The organism is Streptomyces sp. NPDC039430 (assembly GCF_055639435.1).
The window spans coordinates 379,997-398,990 of sequence record NZ_JBVKAK010000005.1; the positions used below are offsets into that span (position 1 = coordinate 379,997).

The window sequence follows — 18,994 nt, forward strand, 5'->3', positions numbered from 1 at the left end:
CGAAGCAGCGTCACCGCTGGGCCGTACCGGGCCCCGCCAAGGCGTACTGCCGTACTGCCGTACGAGCCCACCGAGCGTCGACCGGAGAGAAGAGCGAAGTTGTCCCCGACCAGCGAGACCGCACACGGCGGCCGCCGACTCGTCATCGTCGAGTCGCCTGCCAAGGCGAAGACGATCAAGGGCTACCTCGGCCCTGGCTACGTCGTCGAGGCGAGCGTCGGGCACATCCGCGACCTCCCGAACGGCGCCGCCGAGGTGCCCGAGAAGTACACCGGCGAGGTGCGCCGCCTCGGCGTGGACGTCGAGCATGACTTCCAGCCGATCTACGTCGTCAACGCCGATAAGAAGGCCCAGGTCAGAAAGCTCAAGGAGCTGCTGGCCGAATCCGACGAGCTCTATCTCGCCACCGATGAGGACCGCGAGGGCGAAGCCATCGCGTGGCACCTCCAGGAAGTCCTGAAGCCCAAGGTCCCGGTCCACCGGATGGTCTTCCACGAGATCACCAAGGACGCGATCCGGGCCGCCGTCGCCAATCCGCGCGAGCTGAACACGCGCATGGTCGACGCCCAGGAGACCCGCCGCATCCTCGACCGGCTCTACGGCTACGAGGTCTCGCCGGTCCTGTGGAAGAAGGTCATGCGCGGCCTCTCGGCGGGCCGCGTCCAGTCCGTCGCCACCCGCCTCGTCGTCGAGCGCGAGCGTGAGCGAATCGCCTTCCGCTCCGCCGAGTACTGGGACCTGACCGGCACGTTCTCCACCGGCCGCGCCGGGGACGCCTCCGACCCGTCCTCGCTGGTCGCCCGGCTGAACGCGGTCGACGGCCGGCGCGTCGCCCAGGGCCGTGACTTCGGTCCCGACGGCCGGCTCAAGTCCGACCAGGTGCTGCATCTGGACGAGGCCAACGCGCGGGCGCTCGCCGCCGCCCTGGAGAACGCCTCCTTCTCCGTACGCTCGGTCGAGTCCAAGCCGTACCGCCGCTCCCCGTACGCCCCGTTCCGTACGACGACGCTCCAGCAGGAGGCCTCGCGCAAGCTGGGCTTCGGGGCGAAGTCCACGATGCAGGTCGCGCAGAAGCTGTACGAGAACGGCTTCATCACCTACATGCGTACGGACTCGACGACCCTCTCGGACACCGCGGTCTCGGCGGCCCGTGCGCAGGTCACGCAGTTGTACGGGGCAAGCTACCTGCCGGACAGGCCGCGGACGTACGCGGGCAAGGTCAAGAACGCGCAGGAGGCGCACGAGGCGATCCGTCCCTCGGGCGACCGGTTCCGTACCCCCGCCGAGACCGGACTGACCGGCGATCAGTTCAAGCTCTACGAGCTGATCTGGAAGCGGACCGTCGCCTCGCAGATGAAGGACGCGGTCGGCAACAGCGTCACCGTCAAGATCGGTGGCAGGTCGAGCGACGGCCGGGACGCGGAATTCTCCGCCTCCGGCAAGACGATCACGTTCCACGGCTTCATGAAGGCGTACGTCGAGGGCGCGGACGACCCGAACGCGGAGCTGGACGACCGCGAGCGCCGGCTGCCGCAGGTCGCCGAGGGCGACGCCCTCTCCGCCGAGGAGCTCTCGGTGGACGGCCACGCGACGAAGCCGCCGGCCAGGTACACCGAAGCCTCGCTGGTCAAGGAGTTGGAAGAGCGCGAGATCGGCCGTCCGTCGACCTACGCCTCGATCATCGGCACCATCCTCGACCGCGGCTATGTGTTCAAGAAGGGCACGGCGCTCGTCCCGTCCTTCCTCTCCTTCGCCGTGGTCAACCTGCTGGAGACGCACTTCGGCCGGCTCGTCGACTACGACTTCACGGCCAAGATGGAAGACGATCTCGACCGCATCGCGCAGGGCGAGGCCCAGGCCGTGCCGTGGCTGCGGCGGTTCTACTTCGGCGAGGGCGACGACAACGCGGGGGTCGCCTCGGGCGCCGGGAACGGCGACGGCGACCACCTCGGCGGCCTCAAGGAACTGGTCACGGACCTCGGCGCGATCGACGCCCGGGAGATCTCCTCCTTCCCCGTCGGCGACGGGATCATGCTGCGCGTCGGGCGGTACGGCCCGTACGTCGAGCGCGGCGAGAAGGACGAGGAGGGCCACCAGCGCGCCGATGTGCCGGAGGACCTGGCGCCCGACGAGCTGACGGTCGAGTACGCCGAGGAACTGCTGGCCAAGCCGAGCGGTGACTTCGAGCTGGGCGCGGACCCGGAGAGCGGCCACCAGATCGTGGCGAAGGACGGCCGTTACGGACCGTACGTCACCGAGATCCTGCCGGACGGCACCCCGAAGACCGGCAAGAACGCGGTCAAGCCGCGTACCGCCTCGCTCTTCAAGTCCATGTCCCTGGACACGGTCACGCTCGCCGACGCCCTCAAGCTGATGTCGCTGCCGCGCGTGGTCGGCACGGACGCCGAGGGCGTGGAGATCACCGCGCAGAACGGCCGGTACGGCCCGTACCTGAAGAAGGGCACGGACTCGCGGTCGCTGGAGACCGAGGACCAGCTCTTCAACATCACGCTGGACGAGGCGCTGGCGATCTACGCCCAGCCCAAGCAGCGGGGCAGGGCCGCGGCCAAGCCGCCGCTGAAGGAGCTGGGGACGGACCCGGTGAGCGAGCGGCCGGTCGTGGTGAAGGACGGGCGGTTCGGCCCGTACGTCACGGACGGCGAGACGAACGCGACGCTGCGGACCGACGACAGCGTCGAGACGATCACCCCGGAGCGGGGGTACGAGCTGCTCGCGGAGAAGCGCGCGAAGGGGCCGGCCAAGAAGACCGCGAAGAAGGCGGTGAAGAAGGCTCCGGCGAAGAAGGCACCCGCCAAGAAGGCGACGACGGCGAAGAAGGCCGCCGCGAAGACGACGACCGCCAAGACGGCGGCGAAGAAGACGACGGCGAAGAAGACGGCCGCGAAGTCGGCGGCGTCCTCGGCTTCGGCGTCTTCGTCTTCGCCCTCGGCCTCGGCCTCGGCTTCGGCTTCGGCTTCGGCGAAGTCGGGCGAATAGGCAGCTGCGTTCAGGGGCTCGGTGCAGCCGGCTGAGCCGCGGGGACGGGGGAGCGGGGCGGGGAGTTCGCCCTGTCTCCGCGCTCTGTTCGGACGGGGCTCCAGGGTTGTCACCGGCTGCGGATAGGCTGGGCGGATGACGCGAGCCGAGCAGCCAACGGTCGTGAGCCCCACCTCCGACTCCGACGCACTTGCCGCAGACTCACGAGAGCGCGCCGTACGATCTCTGTTGCGCCTTCCACCGCTGCGGCGGCTTTGGGGTGCCCAGTTCGTCGGCGGGATCGGCGACGTACTCGCCGTACTCGTGCTTCTGCTGCTGTCGTTGCAGGCGGCGATCGCCGAGGGCTCGTTCGGTGCCGGATACCGGGGTGTGGCGTTCGCCGTCGCCGCCGTGTTCGGGGCCCGGGTTCTGGCGACGCTGCTGTTCGGGGCGGTGCTCCTGGGGCCGCTGACGGCGCTGATCGCGCCCAGTGGCGGGCCCGGGGCCAAGACCAAGAAGACGACTGGAGTGTCGGCCGGGACGGTTGACGCGGTTGACGCGGCTGGAAGCTCTGCGACGCCTGAGGCGTCCGGGGCCACGGCGGTCAAGAGCCCCGCGTTCAAGAGCCCCGCGTTCAGGAACAAGGCGGCCAAGAACAAGACGGCCAGGAGCAAGGCGGCCAAGCCCGCGCGGGACGGTGGCCCGCTAGACCGTCGCTGGACGATGATCGTCGCGGACGTACTGCGCCTCGCGCTGCTGATCGTCGCGCCGCTGTGGCTCGACTGGACCCCCGACCGCGCCCTGCCGATCCTTCTCAGCACGGTCTTCGTCGCCGGTGTCGCCGAGCGCTTCTGGACGGTCGCCAAGGAGAGCGCGGCTCCCGCGCTGCTGCCGGCTCCGCCACTGGAGGGCGCCGCGGTACGCCCGCTGCCCGACCATCTCGACGCGCTGCGCCGGCTCTCCCTGCGCACGTCCTTCGCCGCCGTCCCCGTCGCCGCCGCGGTCCTGCTCGTCGCCACGCTGATCGGCAATCTGCTGGGCACGGGCATCGAGTGGTTCTCACTGCATCAGGCGGCCCTCGGGTCGTATGTCGCGGCCGGGCTGTTCGCCGCGTCGGTGTCGACCCTCTACTTCCTGGAACTGCCCGACGGCCATACGCCCCGCCCGCGTTCCCCGCTCGAAGGGCTGCGCAGGTCCGTGGGCGCCGCGAGCGGCAAGACGTCCCGTGGCTCGTCCGGTGGCAAGGCGTCTGCCGGCAAGGGATCCGGTGAGAGCAGCGGTCAGGACGGCGCCGACGGCAACGCCGGCGGTACCAGCGCCCGGGACAAGGGACGTACGGGCGCGGTGCCGCTGTTCGTCCTCGCGTGCGGCGCGATCGCCGGCGCCGTCGCCGCGGCCGTGGGCGTCGCCGTACTCCAGGCCAAGGACCTCGGCGGCGGTCCCGTCGCCTTCGCCCTCCTCGTCCTCGCCCTGGCCGGTGGAACCGGGCTGGGCATCCGCGGCGCCGGGAAGGTGCTGCCCGCGCTGTCGCGCCGCCGGCTGTTCGCGCTGGCGATCGCGGTCACCGGCATAGCGCTGCTTGTCATGGGCCTCGTGCCGGACATGGCGACCGTGCTGTTCCTGGCGCTGTTCGCGGGCTTCACGGCCGGTGTCGCGGCGAATACTGGACACACCCTTATCGACCTGGAGACGGAGGAGTACGGTCGTAGCCGGGTCACCGAGCACCTACAGGCTGTAGTCCGGGTCTTCGTCGGGCTCGGCCTGGTCGTCGCTCCCCTCGTCGCGGCGGCCATCGGCCCGCACCGCCTCTCCGGTGGCGACTTCGTCTTCGCGCACGACGGAGCGGCCTTCACGCTGATACTGGTCGGCGCGCTGCTGCTGCCCGTGGCGGCCGTCGTCCTCGCCAAGACGGACGACCGGTCCGGCGTGCCGCTGCGCCGCGATCTGCGGGACGCGCTGCGCGGCGGCGCCGACCCGGCGCAGGCCCCGGCGGCGACCGGCTTCTTCCTCGCGATAGAAGGCGGCGACGGCGCCGGAAAGTCGACTCAGGTCGAGGCGCTCGCCGACTGGATCAGGGCCAAGGGCCATGAAGTGGTGGTCACGCGCGAGCCGGGTGCCACCCCGGTGGGCAAGCGGCTGCGCACGATCCTGCTGGACGTGTCGAGTGCCGGTCTGTCGAACCGCGCCGAGGCCCTGCTGTACGCCGCCGACCGGGCCGAGCATGTCGATTCGGTCGTCCGCCCGGCGCTGGAGCGCGGCGCGATCGTCATCTCCGACCGCTACATCGACTCGTCCGTGGCCTACCAGGGCGCGGGCCGTGATCTCTCGCCGACCGAGATCGCCCGTATCTCGCGCTGGGCGACGGACGGACTCGTACCGCATCTGACGGTGCTGCTCGACGTCTCCCCGGAGACGGCGCGCGAGCGGTTCACGGAGGCGCCGGACCGGCTGGAGTCCGAGCCCGCGGAGTTCCACCAGCGGGTACGGTCCGGCTTTCTCACCCTCGCCGCCGCCGACCCCACCCGCTATCTGGTGGTGGACGCCGGCCAGGAGCCGGAATCGGTCACCACGGTCGTACGGCACCGGCTCGACCAGATGCTGCCGCTCTCCGAGGCCGAGGTGAAGGCCCAGGAAGAGGCGCGGAAGGCGGCCATCGAGGAAGCCCGCCGCAGGGCGGAGGAAGAGGCCGCGCGCAAGGCGGAGGAGGAGCGCCTGGAGCGCGAGCGGCAGGCGCAGCTCGCCAAGCTCCGTGCCGAGGAGGAGGAGCGCAAGCGCCGCGAGCTGGAGGAGGCGCGGCAGCGCGAGGCCGAGCGGCAGGCCGAGGAGGCCAGGCAGCGCGCCGAGGAGGCGCGCAAGAAGGCCGAGGAGGAACGGCAGCGGCGCGAGGCCGAGGAGCGGGCGTACGAGGCGGAGCAGGCGCGCCTCAGGCGGCAGGCCCAGGAAGAGGCCAGGCTCAGGGCGGAGGCCGAGGAGCGCCGCCGTGAGAAGCAGCGCAAGGCCGAGGAGGCGCTGCTCAGGGCCGAGGAGGCACGGCGGCTCGCGGAAGAGGCGGCGGCCGCCGCGGCGGCGGCGGCTTCGGCGGAGGCTCCGGGGGTCTCTCCGAACGAGATCACGGTCCCCACGCCGCTCCTCAAGAAGCCGGAGTTCACGAAGAAGCCGGAGATCGCGCCGGACGAGGTGACGCAGGAGGTACCGGCGGTACGGCCGGCGGATCCGGACGAGACGGCCGTCATTCCGCAGGTGCCGGATCCGGACCGGTCCGCTGAGCGTGGTGCCCCGGGTGACCGGGGCGAGCGTACGGACCGGGGTGGCCGGGGCGAGCGTACGGACCGGGGTGGCCGGGGCGAGCGTACGGACCGGGCGGCCGACGAGACTACGGTGCTCCCGCCGGTACGGGACGACGGGCACGGCGACGAGCGGGGCGCGAATGGCGCGGCGGGCGGCCGGGACGCCCGCGCGGCCGACGAGACCGCCGTGCTCCCGCCCGTACGGAACGCCGATCCGGCCGACCGGGTGCCGCCTGGCTTCTTCCGGGAGGACGCGCGGCCGTCGCCCGCCGAGGGCGGCAACGAGCGCACGCGTGAGCTGCCGCAGGTCAACCCGGAGGCGTATCGGGAGGGTGGTCAGGAACGTACGCCCGAGCGCCCGCGCCGCCGCTCCGACTGGGCGGAGGAGACTCCGCTGGACGACCTTCCGACCCTGGCGGACGAGCTGCTCGGCCCGCATGACGACGACAGCGACGGCAGCGACGGCAGCGACGGCAGGCGCCGCCGCTGAGGCCTGTTCGGACGGCCGGGGCCCGGCGCCGGAAGGCCGGCCCCGGGCATGGTCGGACCCCGACCGTGCCCGGGGCCGGCCGTCGGACTCGGGCCGGACTGTCAGACCCCGGCCCCACAATGGGATCCGGACAGTGGAATCCGGGGCTCACGTGGGTGGGACCGCACATGGCATGGAGGTGGTGACGGCGCATGACCGTATGGGACGACCTGGTCGGACAGGACCGCGTTCGGGCGACGCTCGCCGCCGCCGCCCGGGACGCGGACGCGCGCGTGACCGCCGAGGCGGCGGGTACCGAGCCGCCGGAGGCGTCGAGGATGACGCACGCCTGGCTGTTCACCGGACCGCCCGGTTCCGGCAGGTCCACCGCGGCGCGCGCCTTCGCCGCCGCCCTGCAATGCACGAGCCCGGACCGTGCGCTCGGCGGTGAGCCGGGCTGCGGGTTCTGCGACGGCTGCCATACGAGTCTGATCGGTACGCACGCCGATGTGGACATCATCCGCACCGATCTGCTGTCGATCGGTGTGAAGGAGACCCGCGAGCTGGTCCGCCGCGCCCAGCTCTCACCGGCCGGCGGGCGCTGGCAGGTCAATGTGCTGGAAGACGCCGACCGCCTCACCGAGGGCGCGGGGAACGTCCTGCTCAAGGGGGTGGAGGAGCCGGCGCCCCGTACGGTCTGGCTGCTCTGCGCGCCCTCCCTGGAGGACGTCCTGCCCACGATCCGTTCGCGCTGCCGCCACCTCGTGCTGCGTACTCCACCGGTGGCGGCTGTCGCCGATGTCCTGATCCGGCGCGACGGCATCGAGCCCGAGGCCGCGCATGCCGCCGCCCACGCCACCCAGGGGCATATCGGCCGGGCGCGCCGTCTCGCCACCGACGAACGGGCACGGGCCCGTCGCGCCACCGTTCTCAAGATGCCGCTGCGTGTGGACGACATCGGTGGCTGTCTCAGGGCGGCGCAGGAGCTGATCGACGCCGCCACGGAGGACGCCAAGCAGGTCGCCGAGGACGTCGACGTCAAAGAGACCGAGGACATGAAGACCGCGCTCGGTGCCTCGGCGGGCGGCCGGATGCCCCGGGGCACAGCGGGCGTGATGAAGGAGCTGGCCGACCGCCAGAAGCGCCGTTCCACTCGTACGCAGCGGGACAGCCTGGATCTGGCCCTCACCGATCTGACCGGCTTCTACCGCGATGTGCTGGCCATCCAGCTGGGCTCGCGCGTGGCGCTCGCCAATGGGGACGTACGGGACGCGCTGGACCGGGTCGCCCGTGCCTCGGCGCCCGAGCGGACGCTGCGCCGGATAGAGGCGATCGTCGCCTGCCGCCAGGCGCTGGACCGCAATGTGGCGCCGCTGCTGGCGGTGGAGGCGATGGCGGTCTCGCTGCGGGCGGGCTGACGGACGGTACGGGGCCGCAAGAGCCTGTTTGTACGGGCGGTGGACGGCGCGGGCGGTGGATGGCACGGGGGGAATGCGTAGGGTCCGGGGAATCCGTGAGGTCCGCGGGATCCGGGGAATCCGCGGGTTCCGTGGGGTCCGGGGAATGCGGAAGTTCCAGGAGATCCGGGAAATCACCCGTACGAGCACTGACAGGCCGCGTACGCGATTCGGCGGCTAGGCTCCCTGAATGGACACCAGGCGCCTGTTCCGTATTACCGCCACCGCGTTCGTGGCGGCCGGTCTGCTGATCTCCGGCTGCAGTTCCGGCAGTTCCTCGTCGGAGGCATCGACTTCGGATACGGATACGAATGCGGGCTCCGGCGCGGTGTCCATCGACCCCGCCGCGCTGAAGAAGTACTACGACCAGAAGCTCAAGTGGCGCGCGTGCGGAGTCCCTGGTTTCGAGTGCGCCACGATGAAGGCACCGCTCGACTACACGAAGCCGGACGGGACCCGGATCGATCTGGCCGTCGCCCGCAAGAAGGCCACAGGGCCCGGCAAGCGCCTCGGTTCTCTCATGGTCAACCCGGGCGGTCCCGGGGGCTCGGCCATCGGGTATCTCCAGGCGTACGCGGGCATCGGCTACCCGGCCCCGGTCCGCGCCCAGTACGACATGGTGGCCATCGACCCGCGCGGCGTCGCCCGGAGCGAGCCCGTCGAATGCCTCACGGGCAAGGAGATGGACGCGTACACCCAGGTCGATCAGACGCCGGACGACCAGGCCGAGACCGCGAAGCTGGCCGCGTCCTTCAAGAAGTTCGCCCAGGGCTGCCAGAAGCGCTCCGGCGCGATCCTTCCGCATGTGTCCACGGTCGAGGCGGCCCGTGACATGGACATCTTCCGTACCGCGCTGGGCGACCAGAAGCTCTCGTACGTCGGGGCGTCGTACGGCACCTTCCTGGGCGCGACGTACGCGGAACTGTTCCCACAGCGCACCGGCCGCCTCGTCCTCGACGGCGCGATGGACCCGTCCCTCCCGGCCCGTGAACTGAACCGCGACCAGACCGCGGGCTTCGAGACCGCCTTCCGGTCCTTCGCCGAGGACTGCGTCAAGCAGGCCGACTGTCCCCTCGGCACGAAGTCCGTGGCCGATGTCTCGAACCGTATGAAGACCTTCTTCACCACACTGGACGCCAAGCCCGTCCCGACCGGCGAGAGCCGCCCCCTGGGCGAGTCCCTCGCCACGACCGGCGTGATCGCCGCGATGTACGACGAGTCGGCCTGGCCCCAGCTCCGCCAGGCCCTCGGGGACGCCATGAAGGGCGACGGCGCGGCCCTGCTCTCCCTCGCCGACTCGTACTACGAGCGTGACAGCGGGGGCTCGTACGCCAATCTGATGTACGCCAACTCCGCCGTGAACTGCCTGGACCTCCCGCCGGCCTTCGACAGCCCCGAAGCGGTCGCCCAAGCGCTCCCCTCCTTCGAACAGGCTTCCCCGGTCTTCGGCAGAGGCCTGGCCTGGGCCTCGCTGAACTGCACCTACTGGCCCACCAAGGCCACCGGCTCCCCCCACCGCATCGAGGCGAAGGGCGCGGCCCCGATCGTCGTGGTCGGCACCACCCGCGACCCGGCGACCCCGTACAAGTGGGCCCGGTCCCTGGCCGCCCAGCTCTCCTCGGGCACCCTCCTCACCTACAACGGCGACGGCCACACGGCGTACGGCCGCGGCAGCGACTGCATCGACACGGCGATCAACACCTACCTCCTGGAGGGCACGCCCCCGGCGGACGGCAAGAAATGCTCCTGACCTGCGGGAAGACCCCTGCGGGAAGGGTGTGCGGAGCACCCTCCAAAACTGTGTAGACTTGGCCGCGCTGCTGATCGCACCATGGTGCGGAAGGCACGCCGCCTTAGCTCAGTTGGCCAGAGCAACGCACTCGTAATGCGTAGGTCTCGGGTTCGAATCCCGAAGGCGGCTCAGTCCCTGAACAGGGAAAACCGTTCGAACGAAGGCCCCCGCGAAGATCGTGGGGGCCTTCTGCGTGGGCGAATGATCGCGGGCCGGGGGTGAATCGCGGAGGCGGATTCGGTGGGGGTCGGATCGGCGGGCCGGGGTGCGTTGGCGCGCTGTGGTCGGCCGGTGTCAGGGGGTAGGGTGACTGGCCCGGTCGGGGCGAAGGGGGTTCGGTGGAAGCGGAGTTGATGGCACTCGCTGCCGCGGGCGCTACGGCGCTCGTACAGCAGATGGCGACCGATTCGTGGGCGCAGGCTCGTGATCGTATCGTCGCGTACTTCTCGCGCCGCGGCGGTGAGGAAGACGTGATCGAGGGGGAGCTGGAGACCTCGCGCGGGGAATTGACGGGGGCGGCGGGGGACGGCGACGAGGGGATCGCCTTGGATGTCGAGGCGGAGTGGCGGGCGCGGTTGCGGCGCGCTTTGGTGGCCAATCCGGATTCCGCTTCCGAGCTGCGGGCCATTCTCGATGAATTGGCGCCCGACGGGGGCGATCAGCGGGTCGCGGATGTCCACAACGTGATCAGCGGGGGTACGCAGCACGGTCCGGTGGTTCAGGCCGGCGATGTGGGTTCGCTCAACTTCGGTACGCCTCCCGCTCAGGAATGAAGCCGGGTATCCGGCGTGGCGGATTCTGTTGCCCCGGCCTCTGGTGTGGGACGAATCGGGTGAAAGTGGCCTCGGTCGTGGTCGCACGCCGCCGGACAAGGTGGCTGCAAGGGGTCTGCAAGGAAAGCGCCGTGTCCCCCGGGCACCCCTCTGTCGACTGCTGAACGCAGCGACAAGCATGGGGGAGTGTTGTGTCTGTCAAAACCACACAATCGGCGCTGATCGAACAAGGTCGGTGGCTGACCGTACTGGACTGCAAGCGATTGCTGATCGTCGCTCACACCGTGACGTTCGCTCAGCGACTGCGGGAGATCCTCTGCCTGTTGGAGGCCGACTTCCGTATCCAGGTGGTCTTCACCACCCCGCCGCACGCCTTCGGGGAGGGGGTCTCGCGGTATCTGGAGAGTCTGGGCATCGCCACCGTGCCCTGGGAGGAGGCCCGACGGGCCGAGTTCGACCTGGCGCTGGCCGCCGGATCCCGGGGGGTGCACGAGTTGCGGGCTCCGGTCGTGCGCATCTCGCACGGAGCCGGCCACATCAAACTGCTCACCGACACCTCCACCCTCGAACCGGGGGAGACACGGGCGCCCGGGATGCTGAGCCGTCAGCATCTTCTGCACGAGGGACGGGTGGGTCCGGCGGCGATCGTCTACGCGCACGAGCGCGATCTGGAGGAACTGGCGCGATCCTGCCCCGAGGCGCTTCCGGTGGCGCAGGTGGTGGGGGATCCCTGTGTCGACCGCATCGTGGCCGGGAGGTCCCGGCGCGAGGAGTACCGCGGGGCGCTGGGGCTGGCGGCGGGGCAGCGGCTCGTGGTCGTCTCCTCGACGTGGGGGCCCACCTCCACCTTCGGACGGCTCGACGCCCTGCTGCCGCAGCTGCTGAGCCAGCTGCCCCGGCGTGACTACCGGGTCGCCCTGCTGCTCCATCCGAATGTCTTCGCCGGTCACGGGGGCTGGCAGGTACATAGCTGGCTGGCCGGCTGCCGCGGCCGGGGGATCGCGGTCGTGCCCCCGGAAGCGGACTGGCAGGCGCCGCTGATCGCCGCCGACTGGATCATCGGTGACCACGGATCGCTGACGGCGTACGGAACCCTCACGGACGCCGCCATGCTGCTCACGCCCGGACCGAGGCGCGAGATCTCGGCCTACTCGCCGGCGGCGCTGCTGGCCACGCTGGCGCCCGTGATCTCTCCCGCGTATCCGCTGGACGAGCAGTTGCGCTATGCCGCGGAGCGGCACCGTCCGGGGCAGTACGAGCAGGTGGCTTCCCTGCTTTCCTCGGCGCCGGGCCAGTTCCACCAGCGGATGCGCGCTGTCATCTACCGGCTGCTCAAGCTGGGCGAACCGGCCTGGGCGCCGCTCGTCCCCCCGTTGCCCCTGCCACCGCCGCTGGAGCAGTGGGAGGCCATCGACCCGGGGGTGGCGCAGCGATGAGCCGGCCTGTACGGGTACCGGACGCCGCGTGGTGCGCGGTGCGGTTCGGTGTCCGGCGTACGTCCAGCGAGGTCTGTTCGGATGGTCGCACCGGCCTGGTCACCGTCTCCGCCTCTATCGTCTGGAGGTCGGCGACGGGGGACGGTCTGGTCACTGTCCGGCTCGACGCGGTGTCCGAAGCGGCGGGGAGTCGTCCGTACCCGCCGGGTCATGGTCCGTGCGACCTGCATCTGTGGGTGAACCCGGACGCTCCGGGAGAAGCGGACCAGGTGGAGTACGCCGATGTGCTCGTGTCCCGGACGCCGTTGCCACCGTCGGCGGCCCGCCGGCACGCGAACGAACTGATCGTGCGCCATCCGGGCTGTCTCGTCGCCGCCGTGCCCGACTCCGAGAACGGGTGCGTCCTCGGAACACGGCGCGGCGGGGGCGTCGTCATCCCGGCGTGCGCGGGAGCGGACGGGGCGCGTCCGGCTCCGCCGTACGCCGTGGCCGCGGTGGTGCACGCCTGGCTGGTGGCCGGAGAGCCGCTGGAATCGCTCAGGTCCGTCCGCCTGCGTGAGCGGGACGGTCGTTTCTGACCGACGACAGCGGGGGCACGGAGCCGGCTGCGGCAGCGCTCACAGCTGCCGCAGCCGGTCGTCGAGGCGCTGCGCGTCGGCGGGGTTCAGCCGCTGGAAGAGGTCCCGGGCCGCCTCGTAGCAGCGGCGCGCCTCGGCCATGCCGCCCTGCCGCTGGGCGGCCTGGCCGAGCCATTCCAGGGAACGCCCCTGCCAGTGCGCGGACTGGGCGACGGGCCCCCGGAACATCTCCAGCGCCTCGCGCAGCCGCCGGGTACCCGTCTCGTGGTCCCCGTCGCAGTCCAGGACATGGCCGAGGAGGGCCAGGGCGCGGGCCGCTTCGTAGCCTTCGCCCTGGGACTCCAGTTCGGCATAGGCGCGCGTGAGATGCCGGGCCGCCGTACGGTGATCGCCGGTCGCCGACGCGGTCTCGCCGAGACGTCGTCTGGAGAGCGCGGCCCCGCGCCGGTAGCCGATCGACTCGCGCAGGAGCAGGGCCTGTTCGAAGTGCTCGCGAGCCTCGTCGAAGCGCGAGGTGAGCAGTTCGATGTGGCCCAGTCCGTTCAGGGCCTGCGCCTGTTGCCGGACGTCACCGTCGGAGGTGGCGTGCTCCAGCGCCTGGACGTACCAGTCGGCGGCCTCCTCGTACCGCCCGGCGTTGCGCAGACCGATCGCGCCCGAGGTCAGCATGCGGCCCTCGCCGTCCCTGGAGCCGCTCGCGCGCGCTGCCGAGAGGCCCGTGCGGTGCGCCTCGACCCACATGTCGGAGGGGCGCAACCGCAGGAAAAGCGGCCACATGGCGTCCACCAACTGCCAGCACGAGGTGAGCCATTCGGCGTCGGCGCAGTGCCGTACGGCGGCCATGAGGCCGTTGCGGTGCGTATCGAACCAGGCCAGCGCCTCGGCCGGGTCCGCGAGCGGAGTGGGCCGGACGGGCGAGGAGGGGAGTTCGCGCGTCGGCATCCGGTGGCTGGGGGTGAGGATCTCCTCCCCCGCCGTCGCGGTGATCAGACACCAGTCGACGAAGCGGCGCTGTATGTGCGCGCGCTGCGAATCGCTCTCCTCCGCGTCGCCGCGCCGCCGGGCGTGGGGGCGTACGAGATCGTGGAAGCGGTAGATCCCCGGGCTCGTCTCCTCCAGGAGGCTGGCCTCCAGCAGGGCGCCGACGGCCATGTCCACGGCGTCCGTCCCGGGCGCGGGGGTGGTGTCGTCGCTCGCTCCGTCACCACCGATCGCGGTGAGCATGAACAGGTCGTAGCGCTCCGTGGGCAGGAGTCCCATCCGCCGGTAGAGCGTGGCGCTCTCGCGGGGCAGCAGACCGTACGACATGTCCAGTGCGGAGCGCACCACGGCTTCTCCATCGACACGCAGGGCGTCGAGCGGCCCCTGATCCTGGGACAGGCTCTCGGCGAGGGCGGATACGGAACGGTGTGGGCGGAGCACGAGCTGGGCGGCGGCCAGGCAGACCGCGAGGGGCAGACAGCCGCACAGGGTGACCACCGCGCGGGCCGCCTCCGGATCCTGGGCGACGCGCCCGCCGCCACCGCCGACGGCCAGGAGTTCGACGGCCGACTCCGGGGTGAGGGCCCCGAGCCGGTGCGTGGCCGCGCCGTCGGCGAGCAGCCCGGTGAGGTGGTTTCTGCTGGTCACCACGGTCAGCCCGGTGGGCGTGCCGAGCAGCAGGGGCCGCACCTGCGCCGCGGTGAACGCGTTGTCCAGGAGAACGGCCAGTCGCAGTTCCGAGGTCAACGAGCGCCACAGCGCTATCCGTTGTGAGGTGTCCGCGGGTACGGAGGGCGCTCCGAGCGCGTACAGGAAGCCTTCCAGGACGGTGGCGGCGGGGACCGGACCTCCGGCGGTCCCTTCCGCGGCATGACCGCCCAGGTCGGCGTACAGCTGGCCGTCGGGGAAGCTGCTCGCGTTCTCGTGCAGCCAGCGCGAGGCGAGGGTCGTCTTTCCGATGCCGGGGAAACCGCTGACGACCAGGAGCTGCGGTGCCTGCGCCGGACGCCGGGCGCGCAGGGCGTCGAGGGCCCGCACATCCTCCTCGCGGTCCACCAGCGCCCGCCGCAGTGGCGGCAGCTGGCGGGGCACCGGGGGCCGGGGCGCGTCCTCCCGGGCCGGTTGGTGGAAGTGGATGCCGCCCTGGATGTCGCGGGCCTGCACGACAGGACCATGGAGAACGGCCGCGCCGGCGATCGTGTTCGTGTGGGCCGGCCGGTGGCCCCGGGGCGGAGAGTGACGTCGTAACCAGTCACTCACGGAGGCTTCGGTGCCGGGGTCGTGCGCGGCCAACGCGTGCAGCGCCAGGGCGAGTCGCCTCATCGCCGAAGCGGCTCCCGGACCGGCCGCCGCCGCTTCTTCCGGTGCCGTGGAAACCGCGGGGGGCGCCGGCACCGCGGAGTTATCTGTTTCATCCGCCAAGCGGGGCCATAAACGGGCCACCGTCTGATCTGTCCCGGCCGCCGTTTCCATGATGGCGGCCAATTCCCGCCAAGCGGCGGAATTCCGGTCAGTGCCCCACGCGACCATGGCCGACAACAGCGCTCCCGCTCGGTCGGATTCCGGAAATGGCACCTCTGCGGCCCCCCTTCGGCACCGTAACGATCATGCCATCAGCATATGCGTCAGGAATGCGTCGTCATCAGCCAGCTAGGGAGTCCTTCCCCATCTCGCGCCGTGGATGAACAGATTCGTTCAGACGTAAGTCAGTTTCGGACTTCAAAGAGGCCCATATAGCCAGGTGGGGGGCCTCCATGGCACGCTCGGATACCCGGCCTGTAGCGGGCCGGACCGGCGGGAGGACGCTGGTGGAGTTCGAGATTCGACTTTCAGGATCGGTCGAAGTACGGGCCGCCGGCCGACGCAAGGACCTCGGTCCCGCCAAAACTCGTCTGGCGTTCGCCGCGCTCGCCTGGGACGCCAGTCGCACCGTGAGCGTGGATGAGCTGATTCACCGGATCTGGGACGACGATCCGCCGAGCAAGGCCAGGGACGCGCTGTACGTGCACATATCGCGTATTCGCAGAGCCTTGAAGAGCGTCGCCGGGAGCGACGCACCGGCCGTCGACAGCCGTACGAACTCCTACGTGATGAACGTCGACCCGGACCGGGTGGACCTGCGCCGCTATACCAGCTGCGTCGACCAGGCCCGCTCCCTGAAGGACAGCGACGACGAGGGAGAGGCCATCCGCCTGCTCGACCACGCGGAGAGCCTCTGGCGCGGGGAACCGCTGGCCGGGATCACGGCCTACTGGGCCGGTCAGCTCCGCCTCACCATCGGCGAGAGAAGCCTCATCGCCGCCATGGTGCGCGCCGAAATCCTCATGGCGGCGGGGAAGTTCGCCGACGCCGTACCCGTGCTGCTGCCCCTGGCCGAGGAGCACCCCGTCGACGAAGCACTCGTCGAACTACTCGCTCTCGCCCTGTACGGCAGCAGGCGCGCCGCCGAGGCGACCAAGCTGTTGCAGAGGACGCGGCAGCGCATCGTCCGTGACATCGGCCTCGACGCGGGCCGGCGGTTGCGCCAGGTCCATCAGGGGATCATCTCGGAGACGCCCGTGGCGGCGCTGCTGGAGCAGGCGGGCATCGGCAAGCGCACGGTCTCGCGACCGGCAGGGACGATTCCGGACAACGTACCGCGTGATATTCCGTGGGTCGGACGGCGTGACGAGCTGCGACGGCTGAAGGCGGCGCTCTCCGAGACGAGTGGTCCCTCCTCCGGTCACTCCGCGCCGGTCGTCACCATCGAGGCGATCGACGGCATGGGCGGCGTCGGCAAGACGTCGATGGCCGTGCACCTCGCGCATCAGCTGCGCGACCTGTTCCCGGAAGGCCGGATCTATCTGCATCTGCACGGTCATGCCGACGACCGGCCGCCGCTGAGCGCGGCCCACGCGCTCAGTGAACTGCTGCGCCTGCTCGGTACGCCGCCGAAGGAACTCCCGCAGAGCCTGGACGAGTTGATCTCTCTGTGGCGCACCACCGTCAGGGACCGCCGCATGCTTGTCATCCTGGACGACGCCGCCGGCCCCGCACAGGTCCGGCCCTTACTTCCCGGCGCGTCCCCGACAGCCGTCATCGTGACGAGCCGGCAGCGGCTGCCCGGTCTGCCCGGTGTGCGCCCGGTCTCCCTTGACGTGCTGCCGCGCGAGGACGCCATCGCGCTCTTCAACCAGCGGCTCGGCCCGCGACGCGCCGTCCGGGAGGCCGACACCGCGGAAATCGTCCGTATCTGCGGATATCTGCCGCTCGCTGTCGATGTTCTGGCGAGCCGCTTACTGGCCCGGCCTTCGTGGACCACGTCCGACCTGCTGAAGCAGTTGACCGATGGTGACAGAAGGCTTTCCCAATTGCGCGACGGTGAGCGGAACATCACACATGTCTTCGCATCGTCCTATCGATGGCTGACACCCTTGCAGCGGCTCGTCTTCCGTCGTATCGGCCTCCATTTCGGATTGGAGTTCGGTCCGCACGCGGTGGCGGCACTGGCGGGACTGTCCTTCGAGGCGACCGAGGACGCTTTGGAAGAGCTGCTGGCTCATCACCTTATTTTCGAGCCGTCACCGCATCGATTCACCATGCATGATCTTCTGCGCGTGTACGCACGTACGCTGATCGATGACGGTTCCGATGCGGACGGGCCGGAATTCGACCGGGACACAGATGCCGACCGGGACACGGAAAACGAGTCCGATCAGGCACTTCGCCGTCTGGTGGAGCATTATCTGAGTGTCGCGGACCGGGCCGACCGGCTGGCCTACCGCGTTCGCTCACGCATCCCCGTCGGAGAACGTCCCTCCACCGCGTGGCCCGAGATCGCCGACGCGCGGGCGGCGGAGCGGTGGCTGATCGCCGAAGGCGCCAATCTGATGGCCGCGCTCGACTGGACGCGCCGTCATGGGTCGGAAGGCCAACTGGCCTTGTTCGTCCATGTGTTGGCGGGCTACTGGAACGTGGAGGGGCATCTGGTCACGGCCGAACCGCTGTTGCGCCGCGCGGTCGCCCACTGGCGTGCCGTCGGTGATGACGCGGCGCGGGGGCGAGCCCTGCTCGACCTGAGCGCGCTGTGCTCGCAGAGCGGTCGGTACGAAGAGGCGCACTCGACGGCGAACGAAGCCCTGGGTATCGCACGGTCCCTGAAGGATTCGGAGCTGGAGAGCGAGTCCATTCACCAGCTGTCGCTTCCGCTGTGGCACACCGGCCAGTATGTGCTGGCCCAGACCCTTCAGGAACGGTCTCTTGCTTTGCGTATGCAATTCAAGGACGGGTTCCAGATAGCGCGTAGCCACAACTTGCTCGGAATCACCCATCTTCAGTTGGGACGCCATCAGGAAGCGATTGACTGCTTCCTGCTCGCTCTTTCCGGATTCGCCGATGCCGGAGATGACAGGGGCAGATATCGCACGCTGAACAACATGGCGGAGCTGTATCAGAAGGTCGGTAATCTGGAAGCCTCGGAGCGCGCTTATCGGGAAGCGATCGACGTCTCCAGCGATATGGGCGGAAAGGGCGATCGCGCCACCCTTCAGATGAATCTCGCGAGCGTGCTGACGGCGCTCGGGAAGATCGACGAAGCCCTCACTCTCTATGGGGGCGCGCTGGTGGCCCTGCGTGCCGTCGAGGACGCGCGCGGGGAAGGCATCGCGCTCAACGGGACCGGCAGGGCCCATCGGGCGGCCGGTCGCGGCGAGCAGGCCCTGGCGAAGCACATCGCCGCCCTCGCGGTCATGCGGCGCATCCAAGCCGCAGGTGAGGAGGCCGGGGTGCTGTACGACCTGGCGCTGGCGGAGCAGGACACGGGGCGGCTGGACCAGGCCGCGGCGCATCTGGAGGAGAGCCTCGCCATCAGTCGCAGGCTCGGGGCCCGAAGCGATGAGGAGCGGGCTTCGCGGGCGCTGGCCGGGCTGCGCCGGCTGAGGGGCTACGGGAGCTAGCGGGCCGGCGCCTGCGGCTACAAAACTGCCGCTGGCATATGCGTTTCGGGAACGGTTTTCCGGCTGTCCTCGCAGGTGCGGCGAGGGGGACCGGTGTACGGGAGTGGCTGCCGGGCCGGTATAAGATCTTCTTCGGTCGACGGCGACGGCTTCGCGGCTCCGCGGAAATTCGCCACACCCTCCCATGTGCTTTAAGAATCAAGCGAAATCAGGGGTCGTTTTAGTGCCACGTAACGGAACGACAGGTTCCGGTGCCCGTATCCTCTCCATGGCTCGCCGCACGTTTGGATTGCTCTTGTTAACCATGGTTT

At 70.4% G+C, this 18,994-nt stretch carries 9 protein-coding genes and 1 tRNA gene; 9 read left to right on the forward strand and 1 reads right to left on the reverse strand.

The window, feature by feature from the left end:
• The first annotated feature begins 99 nt into the window (after positions 1-99).
• The 8 genes from topA to ACZ7LS_RS16045 all read left to right on the forward strand — a co-directional run bounded on the left by topA (position 100) and on the right by ACZ7LS_RS16045 (position 12,768).
• The gene (gene topA / locus ACZ7LS_RS16010; RefSeq protein ID WP_385136793.1) at positions 100-2,997 is read left to right on the forward strand and encodes a type I DNA topoisomerase; all 2,898 of its coding nucleotides are present in this window, start codon (positions 100-102) and stop codon (positions 2,995-2,997) included.
• A gap of 135 nt (positions 2,998-3,132) precedes the next feature.
• Positions 3,133-6,753 (forward strand): dTMP kinase, encoded by a 3,621-nt coding sequence (tmk, locus tag ACZ7LS_RS16015; protein ID WP_385136795.1) that lies wholly within the window; start codon positions 3,133-3,135, stop codon positions 6,751-6,753.
• A gap of 191 nt (positions 6,754-6,944) precedes the next feature.
• On the forward strand, positions 6,945-8,150 hold the full coding sequence (locus ACZ7LS_RS16020; RefSeq protein WP_382670565.1) for a DNA polymerase III subunit delta': 1,206 nt from the start codon (positions 6,945-6,947) through the stop codon (positions 8,148-8,150).
• A 229-nt stretch (positions 8,151-8,379) separates the two neighbouring features.
• Positions 8,380-9,939: an alpha/beta hydrolase gene (locus tag ACZ7LS_RS16025; RefSeq protein ID WP_385136797.1), complete on the forward strand. Its 1,560-nt coding sequence runs from the start codon at positions 8,380-8,382 to the stop codon at positions 9,937-9,939.
• Positions 9,940-10,036: 97 nt separating this feature from the next.
• Positions 10,037-10,110 (forward strand) — tRNA-Thr (locus tag ACZ7LS_RS16030).
• 209 nt (positions 10,111-10,319) lie between these two features.
• Positions 10,320-10,754: a hypothetical protein gene (locus ACZ7LS_RS16035; RefSeq protein WP_382520883.1), complete on the forward strand. Its 435-nt coding sequence runs from the start codon at positions 10,320-10,322 to the stop codon at positions 10,752-10,754.
• A gap of 191 nt (positions 10,755-10,945) precedes the next feature.
• The gene (locus tag ACZ7LS_RS16040; RefSeq protein ID WP_385136799.1) at positions 10,946-12,190 is read left to right on the forward strand and encodes a hypothetical protein; all 1,245 of its coding nucleotides are present in this window, start codon (positions 10,946-10,948) and stop codon (positions 12,188-12,190) included.
• Positions 12,187-12,768: a hypothetical protein gene (locus ACZ7LS_RS16045; protein WP_382670549.1), complete on the forward strand. Its 582-nt coding sequence runs from the start codon at positions 12,187-12,189 to the stop codon at positions 12,766-12,768. Before ACZ7LS_RS16040 ends, ACZ7LS_RS16045 begins: the two co-directional genes overlap by 4 nt.
• A gap of 39 nt (positions 12,769-12,807) precedes the next feature.
• Here ACZ7LS_RS16045 and ACZ7LS_RS16050 read toward each other — a convergent pair whose 3' ends face one another.
• Entirely contained in the window at positions 12,808-15,072 is a 2,265-nt protein-coding gene (locus ACZ7LS_RS16050) for a tetratricopeptide repeat protein (RefSeq protein ID WP_385136801.1), read from the reverse strand.
• Positions 15,073-15,557: 485 nt separating this feature from the next.
• On the opposite strand from ACZ7LS_RS16050, the gene ACZ7LS_RS16055 reads away from it, so the two are divergent.
• Positions 15,558-18,683 (forward strand): AfsR/SARP family transcriptional regulator, encoded by a 3,126-nt coding sequence (locus tag ACZ7LS_RS16055; RefSeq protein ID WP_385136803.1) that lies wholly within the window; start codon positions 15,558-15,560, stop codon positions 18,681-18,683.
• Positions 18,684-18,994 lie beyond the last annotated feature (311 nt).

Coding starts and splice junctions, on each gene's coding strand:
- tmk (WP_385136795.1), top strand. CDS start 3,133: ATGACGCGAGCCGAGCAGCCAACGGTCGTGAGCCCCACCTCCGACTCC.
- ACZ7LS_RS16020 (WP_382670565.1), top strand. CDS start 6,945: ATGACCGTATGGGACGACCTGGTCGGACAGGACCGCGTTCGGGCGACG.
- ACZ7LS_RS16025 (WP_385136797.1), top strand. CDS start 8,380: ATGGACACCAGGCGCCTGTTCCGTATTACCGCCACCGCGTTCGTGGCG.
- ACZ7LS_RS16045 (WP_382670549.1), top strand. CDS start 12,187: ATGAGCCGGCCTGTACGGGTACCGGACGCCGCGTGGTGCGCGGTGCGG.
- ACZ7LS_RS16050 (WP_385136801.1), bottom strand. CDS start 15,072: ATGAGGCGACTCGCCCTGGCGCTGCACGCGTTGGCCGCGCACGACCCC.